14 protein-coding genes are annotated in these 13,179 nt (G+C 71.7%); 11 read left to right on the plus strand and 3 right to left on the minus strand.

Going from position 1 to position 13,179, the window contains the following annotated elements:
- The 4 genes from ACFVT1_RS37710 to ACFVT1_RS37725 form a co-directional block, all read left to right on the plus strand.
- A partial coding sequence (locus ACFVT1_RS37710) for a flavodoxin-dependent (E)-4-hydroxy-3-methylbut-2-enyl-diphosphate synthase (RefSeq protein WP_389804437.1) occupies positions 1–264 on the plus strand: 264 nt, incomplete at its 5' end.
- Positions 265–431: 167 nt separating this feature from the next.
- A complete protein-coding gene (locus ACFVT1_RS37715) occupies positions 432–1,277 on the plus strand; it encodes a GNAT family N-acetyltransferase (protein ID WP_389804440.1) in 846 nt (281 codons plus the stop codon).
- Between the two features lie 64 nt (positions 1,278–1,341).
- Positions 1,342–1,965, plus strand: coding sequence for a GNAT family N-acetyltransferase (locus ACFVT1_RS37720; protein WP_362209711.1), 624 nt, complete (start codon positions 1,342–1,344; stop codon positions 1,963–1,965).
- 36 nt (positions 1,966–2,001) lie between these two features.
- A complete protein-coding gene (locus tag ACFVT1_RS37725) occupies positions 2,002–3,702 on the plus strand; it encodes a proline--tRNA ligase (protein WP_389804443.1) in 1,701 nt (566 codons plus the stop codon).
- Positions 3,703–3,763: 61 nt separating this feature from the next.
- On the opposite strand, the gene ACFVT1_RS37730 is transcribed toward ACFVT1_RS37725, so the two are convergent.
- Genes ACFVT1_RS37730 through ACFVT1_RS37740 form a run of 3 tightly spaced genes read right to left on the minus strand, consistent with a single transcriptional unit; the run spans position 3,764 to position 5,728 of the window.
- Positions 3,764–4,666 carry an aminoglycoside phosphotransferase family protein gene (locus tag ACFVT1_RS37730; RefSeq protein ID WP_389804446.1) on the minus strand — a complete coding sequence of 301 codons (903 nt, stop codon included), beginning with the start codon at positions 4,664–4,666 and terminating at the stop codon, positions 3,764–3,766.
- A 28-nt stretch (positions 4,667–4,694) separates the two neighbouring features.
- Positions 4,695–5,204 carry a ferritin-like domain-containing protein gene (locus ACFVT1_RS37735; RefSeq protein ID WP_389804448.1) on the minus strand — a complete coding sequence of 170 codons (510 nt, stop codon included), beginning with the start codon at positions 5,202–5,204 and terminating at the stop codon, positions 4,695–4,697.
- A complete protein-coding gene (locus tag ACFVT1_RS37740) occupies positions 5,201–5,728 on the minus strand; it encodes a hypothetical protein (protein WP_389804450.1) in 528 nt (175 codons plus the stop codon). The genes ACFVT1_RS37735 and ACFVT1_RS37740 overlap by 4 nt, the downstream gene beginning before the upstream one ends.
- A 175-nt stretch (positions 5,729–5,903) precedes the next feature.
- Between ACFVT1_RS37740 and rimP the strand changes: the two genes are divergently transcribed.
- From rimP to truB, 7 genes are all read left to right on the plus strand, one after another.
- Complete coding sequence (rimP, locus tag ACFVT1_RS37745; protein WP_362209697.1) at positions 5,904–6,401, plus strand: ribosome maturation factor RimP; 498 nt, start codon at positions 5,904–5,906, stop codon at positions 6,399–6,401.
- A gap of 2 nt (positions 6,402–6,403) precedes the next feature.
- Positions 6,404–7,444: a transcription termination factor NusA gene (gene nusA / locus ACFVT1_RS37750; RefSeq protein ID WP_362209695.1), complete on the plus strand. Its 1,041-nt coding sequence runs from the start codon at positions 6,404–6,406 to the stop codon at positions 7,442–7,444.
- A gap of 186 nt (positions 7,445–7,630) precedes the next feature.
- On the plus strand, positions 7,631–7,909 hold the full coding sequence (locus tag ACFVT1_RS37755) for a YlxR family protein (RefSeq protein WP_389804454.1): 279 nt from the start codon (positions 7,631–7,633) through the stop codon (positions 7,907–7,909).
- A gap of 148 nt (positions 7,910–8,057) precedes the next feature.
- Complete coding sequence (infB, locus tag ACFVT1_RS37760) at positions 8,058–11,177, plus strand: translation initiation factor IF-2 (protein ID WP_389804456.1); 3,120 nt, start codon at positions 8,058–8,060, stop codon at positions 11,175–11,177.
- Between the two features lie 136 nt (positions 11,178–11,313).
- Positions 11,314–11,610: a DUF503 domain-containing protein gene (locus ACFVT1_RS37765; protein ID WP_362209687.1), complete on the plus strand. Its 297-nt coding sequence runs from the start codon at positions 11,314–11,316 to the stop codon at positions 11,608–11,610.
- Positions 11,611–11,635: 25 nt separating this feature from the next.
- Positions 11,636–12,088 carry a 30S ribosome-binding factor RbfA gene (gene rbfA, locus ACFVT1_RS37770; protein WP_389804460.1) on the plus strand — a complete coding sequence of 151 codons (453 nt, stop codon included), beginning with the start codon at positions 11,636–11,638 and terminating at the stop codon, positions 12,086–12,088.
- Complete coding sequence (gene truB, locus ACFVT1_RS37775; RefSeq protein ID WP_389804463.1) at positions 12,085–13,041, plus strand: tRNA pseudouridine(55) synthase TruB; 957 nt, start codon at positions 12,085–12,087, stop codon at positions 13,039–13,041. The genes rbfA and truB overlap by 4 nt, the downstream gene beginning before the upstream one ends.
- Positions 13,042–13,179: the final 138 nt, after the last annotated feature.

Below are 13,179 nucleotides of genomic sequence, written 5' to 3' on the forward strand. Positions count from 1 at the left end.
AGTGCGGGTCTTGAGGGCATGGAGGTGCCGTTGCGGGTGGCCGTGATGGGCTGTGTCGTCAATGGTCCGGGTGAGGCCCGTGAGGCGGATCTGGGTGTCGCGTCGGGCAACGGCAAGGGACAGATCTTCGTGAAGGGCGAGGTCATCAAGACGGTGCCCGAGTCGAAGATCGTCGAGACGCTGATCGAAGAGGCCCTGAAGATCGCGGAGCAGATGGAGAAGGACGGCATCGCCTCGGGCGAGCCCGAGGTCTCCATCAGCTGAACCACGACGTGCACGACCGCGCCCCGCCGGAGGACCACCGTCCGGCGGGGCGCGGTCGTGAGCGGCCTCACCGAGCGGTCCGGACGCCGATCCCGGGGACGGGCGGCACGCATCAGCCTCTTTGGGTACAGTGCGGAAATCAGCAGACCGCATGGTGAGGCCCCCTCGTGTTGACGCAGACCACCACCCGGGTCCTCGAACCCAGCGACCTCGGCGCCGCTCTCGCCGTCCTGGAGAGCGAACCCGTCGCCAACGCCTTCGTGACCGCCCGGGTCCGCATCGCCGGCCTCGATCCATGGCGTCTGGGCGGCGAGATGTGGGGCTGGTACGCCGACGGCCGGCTGCGCTCGCTGTGCTACTCGGGCGCCAACCTCGTGCCGATCTGCGCCACCCCCGAGGCCGTCAGGGCCTTCGCCGAGCGCGCCCGCCGGGCCGGCCGCCGCTGCTCCTCGATCGTCGGTCCCGCGGAGCCCACCGCCCAGCTGTGGCGGCTGCTCGAACCCGGCTGGGGCCCCGCCCGCGAGGTCCGGGCCCATCAGCCGCTCATGATCACCGAGAGCCCGTCCGTCGAGGTCGCCCCCGACCCCCTGGTCCGCCGCATCCGCAAGGACGAGATGGACGTCCTGATGCCGGCCTGCGTGGCGATGTTCACCGAGGAGGTCGGCATCTCCCCGCTCGCGGGCGACGGCGGACTCCTCTACCAGGCACGCGTCGCCGAGCTCATCGGCTCCGGCCGCTCGTTCGCCCGGATCGACGACGGCAAGGTCGTCTTCAAGGCGGAGATCGGCGCGGCCACCCCGCAGGCCTGCCAGATCCAGGGCGTCTGGGTCGCTCCCGAACACCGCGGCAGGGGTCTCTCCGAGACCGGCATGGCGGCGGTCCTGCGCTACGCGCTGGCCGACGTCGCCCCCGTTGTCAGTCTGTACGTGAACGACTACAACACCCCCGCGCGCAGGGCGTATGCCAGGGTCGGCTTCCGCGAGACCGGCGCGTTCATGAGCGTGCTGTTCTGACCGGGCGCGGGCCGGTGCCACCGACCCGTACCGCCCGCCCCGTCCGGGCCAGTAGGGTCGGCCCATGGCAGCAGTTTCCGGGGGCGGCCCCCACACTCCCAGCGTCCGGATCGGACCGGTCGATCTCGCCGCGCGCGTGGACGAGGCGCTCGCCGTGCAGGCCGTCGCCTTCGGCCTGGTCCCGGAAGAGATCGAGGTGCGGCGCCACATCGTCCTCAGACACCTCGACCACCCCTGCGCCCGCGCCCTGGGCGCCACCACCCCCGGCGGCCGGCTCGTCGGCTTCGTCTACGGCATGCCGAACGAGCGCGGCCAGTGGTGGTCCACCGTCGTCGAGCCCTACCTCCGCGCCACCGGCTCCGCGCACTGGCTCGACGACTCGTTCGTCATCACCGAACTGCACGTCCACCCGGCGTTCCAGAACCGCGGCATCGGCCGCGCGCTGATCACCACCGTCACGGACGCCGTCGACGAGCCCCGGTCGATCCTCTCCGCGATCGACACGGAGAGCCCGGCACGTGGCCTGTACCGCAGCCTCGGCTACCGGGACCTGGCCCGGCAGGTGCTCTTCCCCAGCGCTCCCAAGCCGTACGCGGTGATGGGAGCCCCGCTCCCGCTGCGTCGCGACGGACAGGCGGGGCAGGGCCGGCGCCCAATCGATTTCCGCCCACCCGCACCGCCCGGCTAACCTCCTGCACATCACCCTTCCGAGCAGGAGTTCATCATGGCCCAGGTCCAGCGCATGTCCCGATTGATGATCAAGACACTGCGCGACGACCCGGCGGACGCCGAGACGCTCAACCACAAGCTGCTCGTCCGGGCCGGTTACGTACGCCGCACGGCGGCCGGGATCTGGACCTGGCTGCCGCTCGGCAAGAAGGTCCTGGAGAACATCACCCGCGTCGTGCGCGAGGAGATGGACGCCATCGGCGGCCAGGAAGTGCTGCTTCCCGCCCTGCTCCCCAAGGAGTCGTACGACGCCAGCGGCCGCTACGACGAGTACGGTGACCTGCTCTTCAAGCTCAAGGACCGCAAGGGCGCCGAGTACCTCCTCGGCCCCACCCACGAAGAGATCTTCACCCAGGTCGTCAAGGATCAGATCACGTCCTACAAGGACCTGCCCGTGATCCTCTACCAGATCCAGACCAAGTACCGGGACGAGGCCCGCCCCCGCGCCGGTGTGCTGCGCGGCCGCGAGTTCCAGATGAAGGACTCGTACTCCTTCGACACCACGGACGAGGGGCTCGTCGAGGCGTACCAGCTGCACCGCGCCGCCTACATCCGGATCTTCGAGCGGCTCGGCCTCGACCACCGCATCGTCTCCGCCGTCTCCGGCGCGATGGGCGGCTCGGCCTCCGAGGAGTTCCTGGCCCCCGCCCCCGCCGGTGAGGACACCTTCGTCGACTGCCCCGCCTGCGACTACGCCGCCAACACCGAGGCCGTGACCTTCAAGGCCACCCCCGTGGACGGCTCGGCGCACGGTCCCGTCGAGGAGCTGGACACCCCCGACACCCCCACCATCGAGACGCTCGCCGCGCACCTGGGCGTCCCGGCCGCCGCGACCCTGAAGAACCTGCTGGTCAAGGTCGACGGCGAGATCGTCGCCGTGGGCGTGCCCGGCGACCGCGAGGTCGACCTCGGCAAGCTCGGCGAGCACCTCGCGCCCGCCGTCGTCGAGCTGGTCACCGCCGAGGACTTCGAGGGCCGTCCCGACCTGGTGCGCGGCTACGTCGGCCCGCAGGGGCTGGAGAAGGTCCGCTACATCGCCGACCCGCGCATCGCCGCCGGCACCGCCTGGATCACCGGCGCGAACAAGCCCGGCACCCACGCGAAGAACGTCGTCGCCGGCCGCGACTTCGAGGTCGACGACTACCTCGACGTCGTCGTGGTCGAGGAGGGCGACCCGTGCCCCGCGTGCGGTGCCGGCCTCAAGCTGGGCCGCGCCATCGAGATCGGCCACATCTTCCAGCTCGGCCGCAAGTTCGCGGACGCCTTCCAGCTCGACGTGCTCGGCCAGAACGGCAAGCCGGTCCGGGTCACCATGGGCTCGTACGGCATCGGCGTGTCCCGCGCCGTCGCCGCGCTCGCCGAGCAGACCGCCGACGAGCAGGGGCTGTGCTGGCCCCGCGAGATCGCCCCGGCCGACGTCCATGTCGTCGCGGCGGGCAAGGCGCTCCAGACGGAGCTGGCCCTCGACGTCTCTCAGAAGCTGGCCGCCGCCGGAGTGCGGGTCATGGTCGACGACCGGGCGGGCGTCTCGCCGGGTGTGAAGTTCACCGACGCCGAGCTGATCGGCATCCCGAAGATCCTGGTCGCCGGCCGCCGCTCGGCCGAGGGCGTCCTGGAGCTCAAGGACCGCCGTACCGGCGAGCGCGAGGAGCTCACGGTCGACGAGGCGATCAGCCGCCTCACCACCCAGGGCTGACACCGCAAGCGAACAGGAGGCCCCCGCGCACCGCGCGGGGGCCTCCTGCGTTCGCGGACCGCTACAGCCAGCCGGCGAACTCCAGCGCCACCTCGCCCTCCTGGCGACGGCCGACCGCCAGCGCCCGGGTACCCGACTCCACCGCACGGAAGAGCGTCCAGCCGTGCAGCCGTTCCCGGTCCACATCCAGCGAATCGGCGAGCTTCCTGATCCGGCGACGGGCCGTCACCGCGCCGCCCGGGGAGGCGATCAGGTCCTCGACACGGTCGCGCACCAGGCGCGCCAGATCGTAGGCCCGCTCGCCGACCAGCGGCTCAGGCCCGACCGTCAGCCAGGGCATCCGCTCGCCCGCAAGCACCTTGCTCTGGCGGAAATTGCCGTGCAGCAGCAGCAGTTCGGGGGAGTGGGCGACCAGTTCCTCGCGCGCCGCGAGCGCCGCGGAGACCAGCGGTTCCAGGCTCGGGTCGGCCGCGGCACAGGCGCGCATCGGCTCCGTACGGCGCCCGGTCCGTTCGGCGACCGTCTCGAATCCATGGCCGGCCGGCGGCTCGACCCACAGCCGGCGCACCGTGCCCGCCGCCTCCAGCAGCGCCTTCGCCTCCGGCAGCGAGCGCAGCGACACCTCGGGGTGCAGCCGCTCCAGCAGCAGGGCGCCGGTGCCGGAGGAGAGGAGCCGTACCGCGCCCCAGCCGTTCCAGTGCGCGAGCGCCGCTTGCTCCAGCTCGGGTGCGGCCCCGGACGGAGCGATCTTCAGCGCGGCCGGGGTGCCGTCGGGGAGCGTCACCAGCAGGACCAGGCTGCTGCGGCCACCGGGGGCGGCGACCCGGTCCACGGTTGATTTCTGCCCGGTCGAGGACAGCGCTTCCTCGGTCAGTGCGGGCAGCCGCGCGAGCCAGTCGGCGGCGTCGTCCCCGTACGACTCGCCGAGCGCTCGCACCAGACGCTGCGGCGGTTCGAAACCCATACGTGCTTTGTTCCCTTTCAGAGCTTCTTCAGTGCGTCGCGCCGGACCTGCCGTTCGCGCCGTTCGCGCCGGACCCGTGCTTCGCGCCGGACCCGGCCTTCGCCCCGGTCCCGTCGGCGGTCCGCTCGGCGAGACCGGGAAAGGGTACGCCGCTGCCCCGCCAGCGGACCGCGCGCACCGCGGCCTCCCGCAGCGCGTCGGCCGCCTCCCGCCTGAGCGGCCCCTCGGCGGCCCGCACGAGATCGGAGTACACGGCCGCGACCCGGTCCTCCAGCAGGGCGGCCAGCCGTACCGCCGCGGCCGGGTCCGGCACCGCGAACGGCAGAGCGTACGCGGCCTGGGCCGCCACCGGCTCACCGCCCAGGTCGCGCACGGTCCGCACCAGCGCGTCGCGCCGGGCCCGGTGCGCGTGGTACGCCGCGGCGGCCTCGGCCCGGCGGCCGTCGGCGACCCGGCCGCCGACCACCCCGTACCCGTACACCGCCGCGTGCTCGGCGGCCAGCGCCGCCTGCGCCGCCCTCTGTGTCCCGGCGCTCATGACGAGGTCTCCTTGGCCAGTTCGGTCAGCAGATAGGCGTGGGCCGCGCCCGCCGCCGCGATGGACGCCAGCAGCCGGGCCAGCTCCGGAGGGGCCTTCAGCAGCGCCGCCGTATGGATGTCGGCGGTGCGGCGCTCCGCCGCGGCCAGTTCCTTGAGCGCGGACCCGGCGTCGGTCGCGCGCGTCCGCGCGAACACGAGCGCCTTGCCGCCGTCGGCCGCCAGTGCCTCGGCATGGGCCCGTACGGCGTCCCGCAGCGGCGAGAGCCCCGCGGCGGTCGCCGGATAGGCCCTTGCCACTTGTTCGTACCGGGCGAGGAGCTCCCTGCTGGTACCGGCGGCACTCGCCCGGAGCGACCTCTCCGTCCGCATGGCCGCGGCCTGCTCCGCCGCTGTCGCCCCGTCGGTGCCGGCGGAGCCCTCCCGCTGCCCGGACCCGCCGCCGCAGCCGGCCAGCACGGCCCCCACGGCGAGCGCTCCCGTCGCGGTGAGCGCACCTCTGCGCGTCGTCCCCGTGCGCCGCACTTGTTCTCCTCCGGGCTGGACCTGTCTTGACTGGATCTGTCCTGAAGTGATCACCGCAGGCGAGCGTACCCGCGGTCGCGGAGCCGGCGGACGCCAACACCCCTCGGGACCGGATACCCTTTGACCTGACACGCGAGATCCCCACAACAGCACACGCGGCCGAGGAGTCACCCGGATGAGCACCACCCAGAGCGAGAGGCTGCGCGGACTGCTCGAACCGCTCGTCAGCGCCGAGCAGCTGGATCTCGAAGAGATCGAGGTGTCCCGGGCGGGCCGCCGCCGGGTGCTGCGGATCATCGTGGACTCCGAGGAGGGCGTGGAGCTGGACGCCTGCGCCGAGCTGAGCCGCGCGATCTCCGAGAAGCTCGACGAGACCGACGCGATGGGCGAGGGCGAGTACGTCCTCGAAGTCAGCTCCCCCGGTGCCGACCGTCCGCTGACGGAGCACCGCCACTACGTACGTGCCACGGGCCGCCTGGCCAAGCTGCAGCTGCGCGAGGGCGGCGACCTGGTGGCCCGCATCCTCGCCGTGGACGAAGAGGGCCTCGACCTCGAAGTGCCGGGCGTCAAGGGCCGCAGGCCCACGTCCCGCCGGGTCGCCTTCGACGAGATCGCCAAGGCGCGCGTGGAGATCGAATTCAGCCGCAAGGACAAGAAGGAAGAGGAGGCGTAGCCGTGGACATCGATGTGAAGCTCTTGAAGGGCTTGGCACAGGACAAGGAGATCCCCTTCGACGTGCTCGTCGAGGCGATCGAGTCGGCCCTCCTCATCGCCTACCACCGTACGGACGGAAGCCACCGCCGCGCGCGCGTGGAGCTCGATGCGCGCGGCCACGTGACGGTGTGGGCGAAGGAGGACCCGGCCGACCTCGAACCCGGCCAGGAGCCCAAGGAGTTCGACGACACCCCGTCCGGGTTCGGCCGGATCGCCGCGACCACCGCCAAGCAGGTCATCCTGCAGCGGCTGCGCGACGCCGAGGACGACAGGACGTTCGGGGAGTACGCGGGCCACGAGGGCGATGTCGTCACCGGCGTCGTCCAGCAGGGCAAGGACCCGAAGAACGTCCTGGTCGACATCGGCAAGCTGGAAGCCATCCTTCCGGTGCAGGAGCAGGTGCCGGGCGAGGAGTACACCCACGGCCTGCGCCTGCGCACGTACGTCGTGCGGGTCGCCAAGGGCGTGCGCGGTCCGTCCGTCACGCTGTCGCGGACCCACCCCAACCTGGTGAAGAAGCTCTTCGCGCTGGAGGTCCCGGAGATCGCGGACGGTTCCGTCGAGATCTGCGCGATCGCCCGCGAGGCCGGTCACCGCACCAAGATCGCGGTCCGTTCGACCCGTTCGGGGCTGAACGCCAAGGGCGCCTGCATCGGTCCGATGGGTGGCCGGGTGCGCAATGTCATGGCCGAGCTGCACGGCGAGAAGATCGACATCGTGGACTGGTCGGACGACCCGGCCGAGATGGTCGCCAACGCCCTGTCGCCCGCACGGGTGAGCAAGGTCGAGGTCGTGGACCTCGGTGCGCGGTCCGCCCGGGTCACCGTCCCGGACTACCAGCTGTCGCTCGCGATCGGCAAGGAGGGCCAGAACGCCCGCCTCGCCGCCCGCCTCACCGGCTGGCGCATCGACATCCGTCCGGACACCGAGACCGACGCCGAGCGTGACGTCGCCGACCGCGAGCGGGCCGAGCGGGCCCGCGAGCGTTCGGAGCGCGGCTGACCCGGCGATCGCCGGGCGGGCGGCCCGCGCCGGACCACGGGCGCGGCCCCGGAAGGGGCTCTCCCGGGGGCCGGCGGCGCATGCCGCAGGGAATACATCGCGGCGGCATGCCGCTGAGAACACGACAACATCCGTTCGATTTTTGCCCCAAAGGGGTGAGGTCGGTGCGGGGAGGTAGACTTAAACGTGTCTGGCCGGACGCACGCCCGCGCTTGCCCTGAACGAACCTGTGTGGGATGCCGGGAGCGAGCGGCCAAGAGCGAGCTGCTGCGCATCGTCGTGGACGGGGACGCCTGCGTTCCCGATCCTCGCGGTACGCTGCCCGGCCGGGGTGCCTATGTACACCCCGTCTCCGTCTGTCTGGACCTGGCGGTTCGCCGCCGGGCCTTCCCCCGGGCCTTCAAGGCCAAGGGGCCGTTCGACGCCGCCGCAGTGCAGCGGCTCGTCGAGCGGGTGACACCGTAAGAAATTGAACGGCACGGGTCCCCGTGCGGTCAGGTACCTCGCGAGTTGGAAGTAGGTCGAGATTGCGATGAGCACTCGATGAGTACGCGATGAGTACGCCCATGAAGTAGCGACGGTCCGGCGGTAACCCGGACCTAAAAGGAGCGAAGTGGCTAAGGTCCGGGTATACGAACTCGCCAAGGAGTTCGGCGTCGAGAGCAAGGTCGTCATGGCCAAGCTCCAAGAACTCGGTGAATTCGTCCGTTCGGCGTCCTCGACGATCGAGGCGCCGGTTGTACGCAAGTTGACTGACGCACTGCAGGGGCCCGGCGGCAACGCCGGCAAGTCCGCTGCAAAGCCTGGCGCGCCCCGCAAGGCGACGCCCGCGAAGCCCGCAGCGCCCTCCCCGGCCGCTGCGGCACGTCCCGCTGCCCCGAAGCCCGGCGCCCCGGCCCCCAAGCCGGCCGCCGCAGCACCGGCGAGCAGCACTCCCGCGGCGCCCTCCGCGCCGTCCGCCGGCCCGCGTCCGGGCCCGAAGCCCGCGCCCAAGCCCGCTCCGGTGACTCCGGTCCCCGCTGCGGAGTTCTCGGCTCCGGCTCCGGCCCAGCCCGCTGCCCCGCAGCAGCAGGCCCCGCGTCCCGCGGGTGCCACCCCGGGACCTCGTCCTGCCGGTGGCCACACCCGTCCGGCCCCGGCCGGCGGTCAGCGCGACGGCGGCCGTGGCGGCGAGCGCGACGGTGGCCGCGGTGGCGACCGTCCGGCACGTCCCGCGGGCCAGGGCGCGCCGCGCCCCGGTGGCGCACGTCCGGCGGGTCCCCGTCCGGGCAACAACCCCTTCACCTCCGGCGGCTCGACGGGCATGGCCCGTCCGCAGGCGCCCCGTCCCGGCGGCGCCCCGCGCCCCGGTGGCGGCCAGGACCGTCCGGGCGCCCCGCGTCCGCAGGGCGGCCCGGGTGGCGCACAGGCCGGACGGCCTCAGGGCCCCGGCGGTGCCCGTCCGACTCCGGGCGGCATGCCCCGTCCGCAGGCTCCCCGTCCGGGCGGTGCCCCCGGTGGTAACCGTCCGAACCCGGGCATGATGCCGCAGCGTCCCGCTGCCGGCCCGCGTCCCGGTGGTGGCCCCGGCGGTGGCCGTGGTCCCGGCGGTGGCGGTCGTCCCGGTGGCGGTGGCGGCGCAGGTCGTCCCGGTGGCGGCGGCTTCGCAGGCCGTCCGGCCGGTCCCGGTGGCGGTGGCGGCGGTTTCGCCGGCCGTCCCGGTGGCGGCGGTGGTGGCGGCGGTGCGGGTCGTCCCGGCGGTGGCGGCGGCTTCGGCGGTCGTCCCGGCTTCGGTGGACGTCCCGGCGGCCCCGGCGGCCGTGGTGGCACACAGGGTGCGTTCGGCCGTCCCGGCGGTCCCGCGCGTCGTGGCCGCAAGTCGAAGCGGCAGAGGCGCCAGGAGTACGAGGCTATGCAGGCCCCGTCGGTCGGCGGCGTCATGCTGCCTCGCGGCAACGGACAGTCCGTCCGTCTGTCGCGCGGTGCCTCCCTCACCGACTTCGCGGAGAAGATCAACGCCAACCCGGCGTCGCTCGTCGCCGTGATGATGAACCTCGGTGAGATGGTCACGGCGACGCAGTCCGTCTCCGACGACACGCTCAGGCTGCTCGCGGACGAGATGAACTACGTCCTGGAGATCGTCAGCCCGGAGGAGGAGGACCGCGAGCTGCTCGAGTCCTTCGACATCGAGTTCGGCGAGGACGAGGGCGGCGAAGAGGCCCTGGTCTCGCGTCCGCCGGTCGTGACCGTCATGGGTCACGTCGACCACGGCAAGACCCGACTGCTGGACGCGATCCGCAAGACGAACGTCGTCGCGGGCGAGGCCGGCGGCATCACGCAGCACATCGGTGCGTACCAGGTCTCCTCCGAGGTCAACGGCGAGGACCGCAGGATCACCTTCATCGACACCCCGGGTCACGAGGCGTTCACCGCCATGCGTGCCCGTGGTGCGAAGTCCACCGACATCGCGATCCTCGTGGTGGCGGCGAACGACGGTGTGATGCCCCAGACGATCGAGGCGCTGAACCACGCCAAGGCGGCCGATGTGCCGATCGTGGTCGCGGTCAACAAGATCGACGTCGAGGGCGCGGACCCGACCAAGGTGCGCGGCCAGCTCACCGAGTTCGGTCTGGTGGCCGAGGAGTACGGCGGCGACACGATGTTCGTCGACATCTCCGCCAAGCAGGGCCTCAACATCGAGTCCCTTCTGGAGGCCGTCGTCCTCACCGCCGACGCCTCGCTCGACCTGCGGGCCAACCCGGAGCAGGACGCGCAGGGTATTGCGATCGAGTCCCACCTCGACCGCGGCCGCGGTGCCGTTTCGACCGTCCTGGTCCAGCGCGGCACGCTGCGCATCGGCGACACGATGGTGGTCGGCGACGCGTACGGCCGTGTCCGGGCGATGCTCGACGACAACGGCAACAACGTCGAGGAAGCGGGTCCGTCGACCCCCGTCCTCGTGCTGGGTCTCACCAACGTCCCGGGTGCGGGCGACAACTTCCTGGTCGTCGACGAGGACCGTACGGCCCGTCAGATCGCCGAGAAGCGTGCCGCCCGTGAGCGCAACGCCAACTTCGCCCGCAAGGGTGTCCGGTTCTCCCTGGAGAACCTGGACGAGGCGCTCAAGGCCGGTCTGGTCCAGGAGCTCAACCTCATCATCAAGGGCGACGCGTCCGGTTCGGTGGAGGCTCTCGAGTCCTCGCTGCTCCAGCTCGACGTCGGCGACGAGGTCGACATCCGGGTCCTGCACCGCGGTGTGGGTGCGGTCACCGAGTCGGACATCGACCTGGCGACCGGCTCCGACGCCATCGTCATCGGCTTCAACGTCCGCGCTGCCGGGCGTGCCCAGCAGATGGCGGAGCGCGAGGGCGTCGACGTCCGCTACTACTCGGTGATCTACCAGGCCATCGAGGAGATCGAGGCGGCCCTCAAGGGCATGCTCAAGCCGGAGTACGAAGAGGTCGAGCTCGGTACGGCGGAGATCCGCGAGATCTTCCGCTCGTCCAAGCTGGGCAACATCGCCGGTGTGCTGGTCCGGTCCGGCGAGGTCAAGCGCAACACCAAGGCGCGCCTGCTGCGCGATGGCAAGGTCATCGCGGAGAACCTCAACATCTCCGGTCTGCGCCGCTTCAAGGACGACGTCACCGAGATCCGCGAAGGCTTCGAGGGCGGTATCAACCTCGGAAACTTCAACGACATCAAGATCGACGACGTCATCGCGACGTACGAGATGCGCGAGAAGCCGCGAGGCTGACCCGTACCTCAACAGTCGGGGCCGGTCGACGGGTCATATTTCCGTCGATCGGCCCCGGCCGTTCCGTGTACGGTTCTTGTGTCCCTGCCAAATGCGCAGGGACACGAACCCGAACCGGCGGGACATCCGGACATACATGTATGTGGGGACACTGTCCTTCGATCTGCTTCTCGGCGACGTACGGTCGTTGAAGGAGAAGCGCTCCGTCGTCCGTCCGATCATCGCCGAGCTCCAGCGCAAATACGCGGTGAGCGTGGCGGAGGTGGGCGGTCAGGATCTCCATCGCAGGGCCGAGATCGGCCTCGCCGTGGTCTCCGGGGACACCGGACACCTCACAGACGTACTCGACCGGTGCGAGCGGCTGATCGCCGGCCGGCCCGAGGTGGAGCTGCTGTCCGTACGACGGCGGCTGCACAGCGACGAAGACGATTGAGCAAGGCAAAGAAGGAGACGGACCAGTGGCCGACAACGCGCGGGCGAAGAAGCTGGCGGACCTCATCCAGGAGGTGGTGGCCGAGAAACTGCAGCGCGGTATCAAGGACCCGCGTCTGGGGACGCACGTGACCATCACGGACACCCGGGTCACCGGTGACCTGCGGGAGGCCACGGTCTTCTACACGGTCTACGGCGACGACGAGGAGCGGGCGAGCGCGGCGGCCGGCCTGGAGAGCGCCAAGGGCATCCTGCGGTCGGCGGTCGGAGCGGCGGCGGGGACGAAGTTCACCCCCACGCTTGCCTTCGTGGCCGACGCCCTTCCGGAGAACGCCAAGGCGATCGAGGACCTCCTCGACCGGGCGCGTGCCTCGGACGCGCGGGTGCGCGAGGCGTCCTCGGGCGCCGCCTACGCCGGTGGAGCGGACCCGTACCGCAAGGCGGATGCCGAGAACGACGAGGACACCGCCTCCGAATGACAGCGCAGAACAGGACGCCCGATCAAGGGAGCGGGAGCGCAGCGACCTCGGGCAAGGACGGCGGCTGGCGACGGGAGGGCGGCCTTGTCATCGTCGACAAGCCGTCCGGCTTCACTTCGCACGACGTCGTCGCGAAGATGCGCGGCATCGCCCGGACCCGCCGCGTCGGCCACGCCGGCACGCTGGACCCGATGGCGACGGGCGTTCTCGTGCTCGGCGTGGAGAAGGCCACCAAGCTGCTGGGCCATCTCGCACTGACCGAGAAGGAGTACCTCGGTACGATCCGGCTCGGCCAGAACACCGTCACGGACGACGCGGAGGGCGAGATCACCTCGTCCACCGACGCGTCCGGGGTGACCCGTCAGGGCATCGACGCCGGGGTCGCGGCCCTGACCGGACCGATCATGCAGGTGCCGTCCAAGGTCAGCGCCATCAAGATCGACGGCAAGCGGTCCTACGCCCGGGTGCGCGGCGGCGAGGAGTTCGAGATCCCGGCCCGGCCGGTGACGATCTCGTCCTTCAACGTCTACGACGTCCGCGAGGAGGTCGCCGAGGACGGCACGCCGGTCGTCGACCTGGTCGTCTCCGTCGTCTGCTCCTCCGGTACGTACATCCGGGCGATCGCCCGCGACCTCGGTGCCGGGCTCGGCGTCGGCGGGCATCTGACCGCACTGCGGCGGACCCGGGTCGGGCCGTACGGACTCGACGTGGCGCGGACGCTCGACCAGCACCAGGAGGAGCTGACCGTGATGCCGGTGGCCGAGGCCGCCGCCTCGGCGTTCCCCCGCTGGGACGTCGACGAGAAGCGGGCCAAGCTGCTGCTGAACGGGGTGCGGCTGGACATGCCCGCCTTCCCGCCGGGGCCGGTCGGGGTGTTCGGGCCCGACGGCCGGTTCCTGGTCCTCGTCGAGGAGCAGAAGGGCAAGGCCAAGAGCCTCGCCGTCTTCGCCTGACCGGCGTCCCGGCTCCCGGGGCCCATCGTGGAGCGGGCCCCCTGTACCCGCTCCACGATCCCCCACCGGTTTCTGTCCACCGGGCGCGATGAATTCACCCCAACGGGCAGGCGCTCGGAGTGAATCAGGGGTGCATTC

Source organism: Streptomyces sp. NPDC057963 (genome assembly GCF_042887155.1).
Classification (GTDB): Bacteria; Actinomycetota; Actinomycetes; order Streptomycetales; family Streptomycetaceae; genus Streptomyces.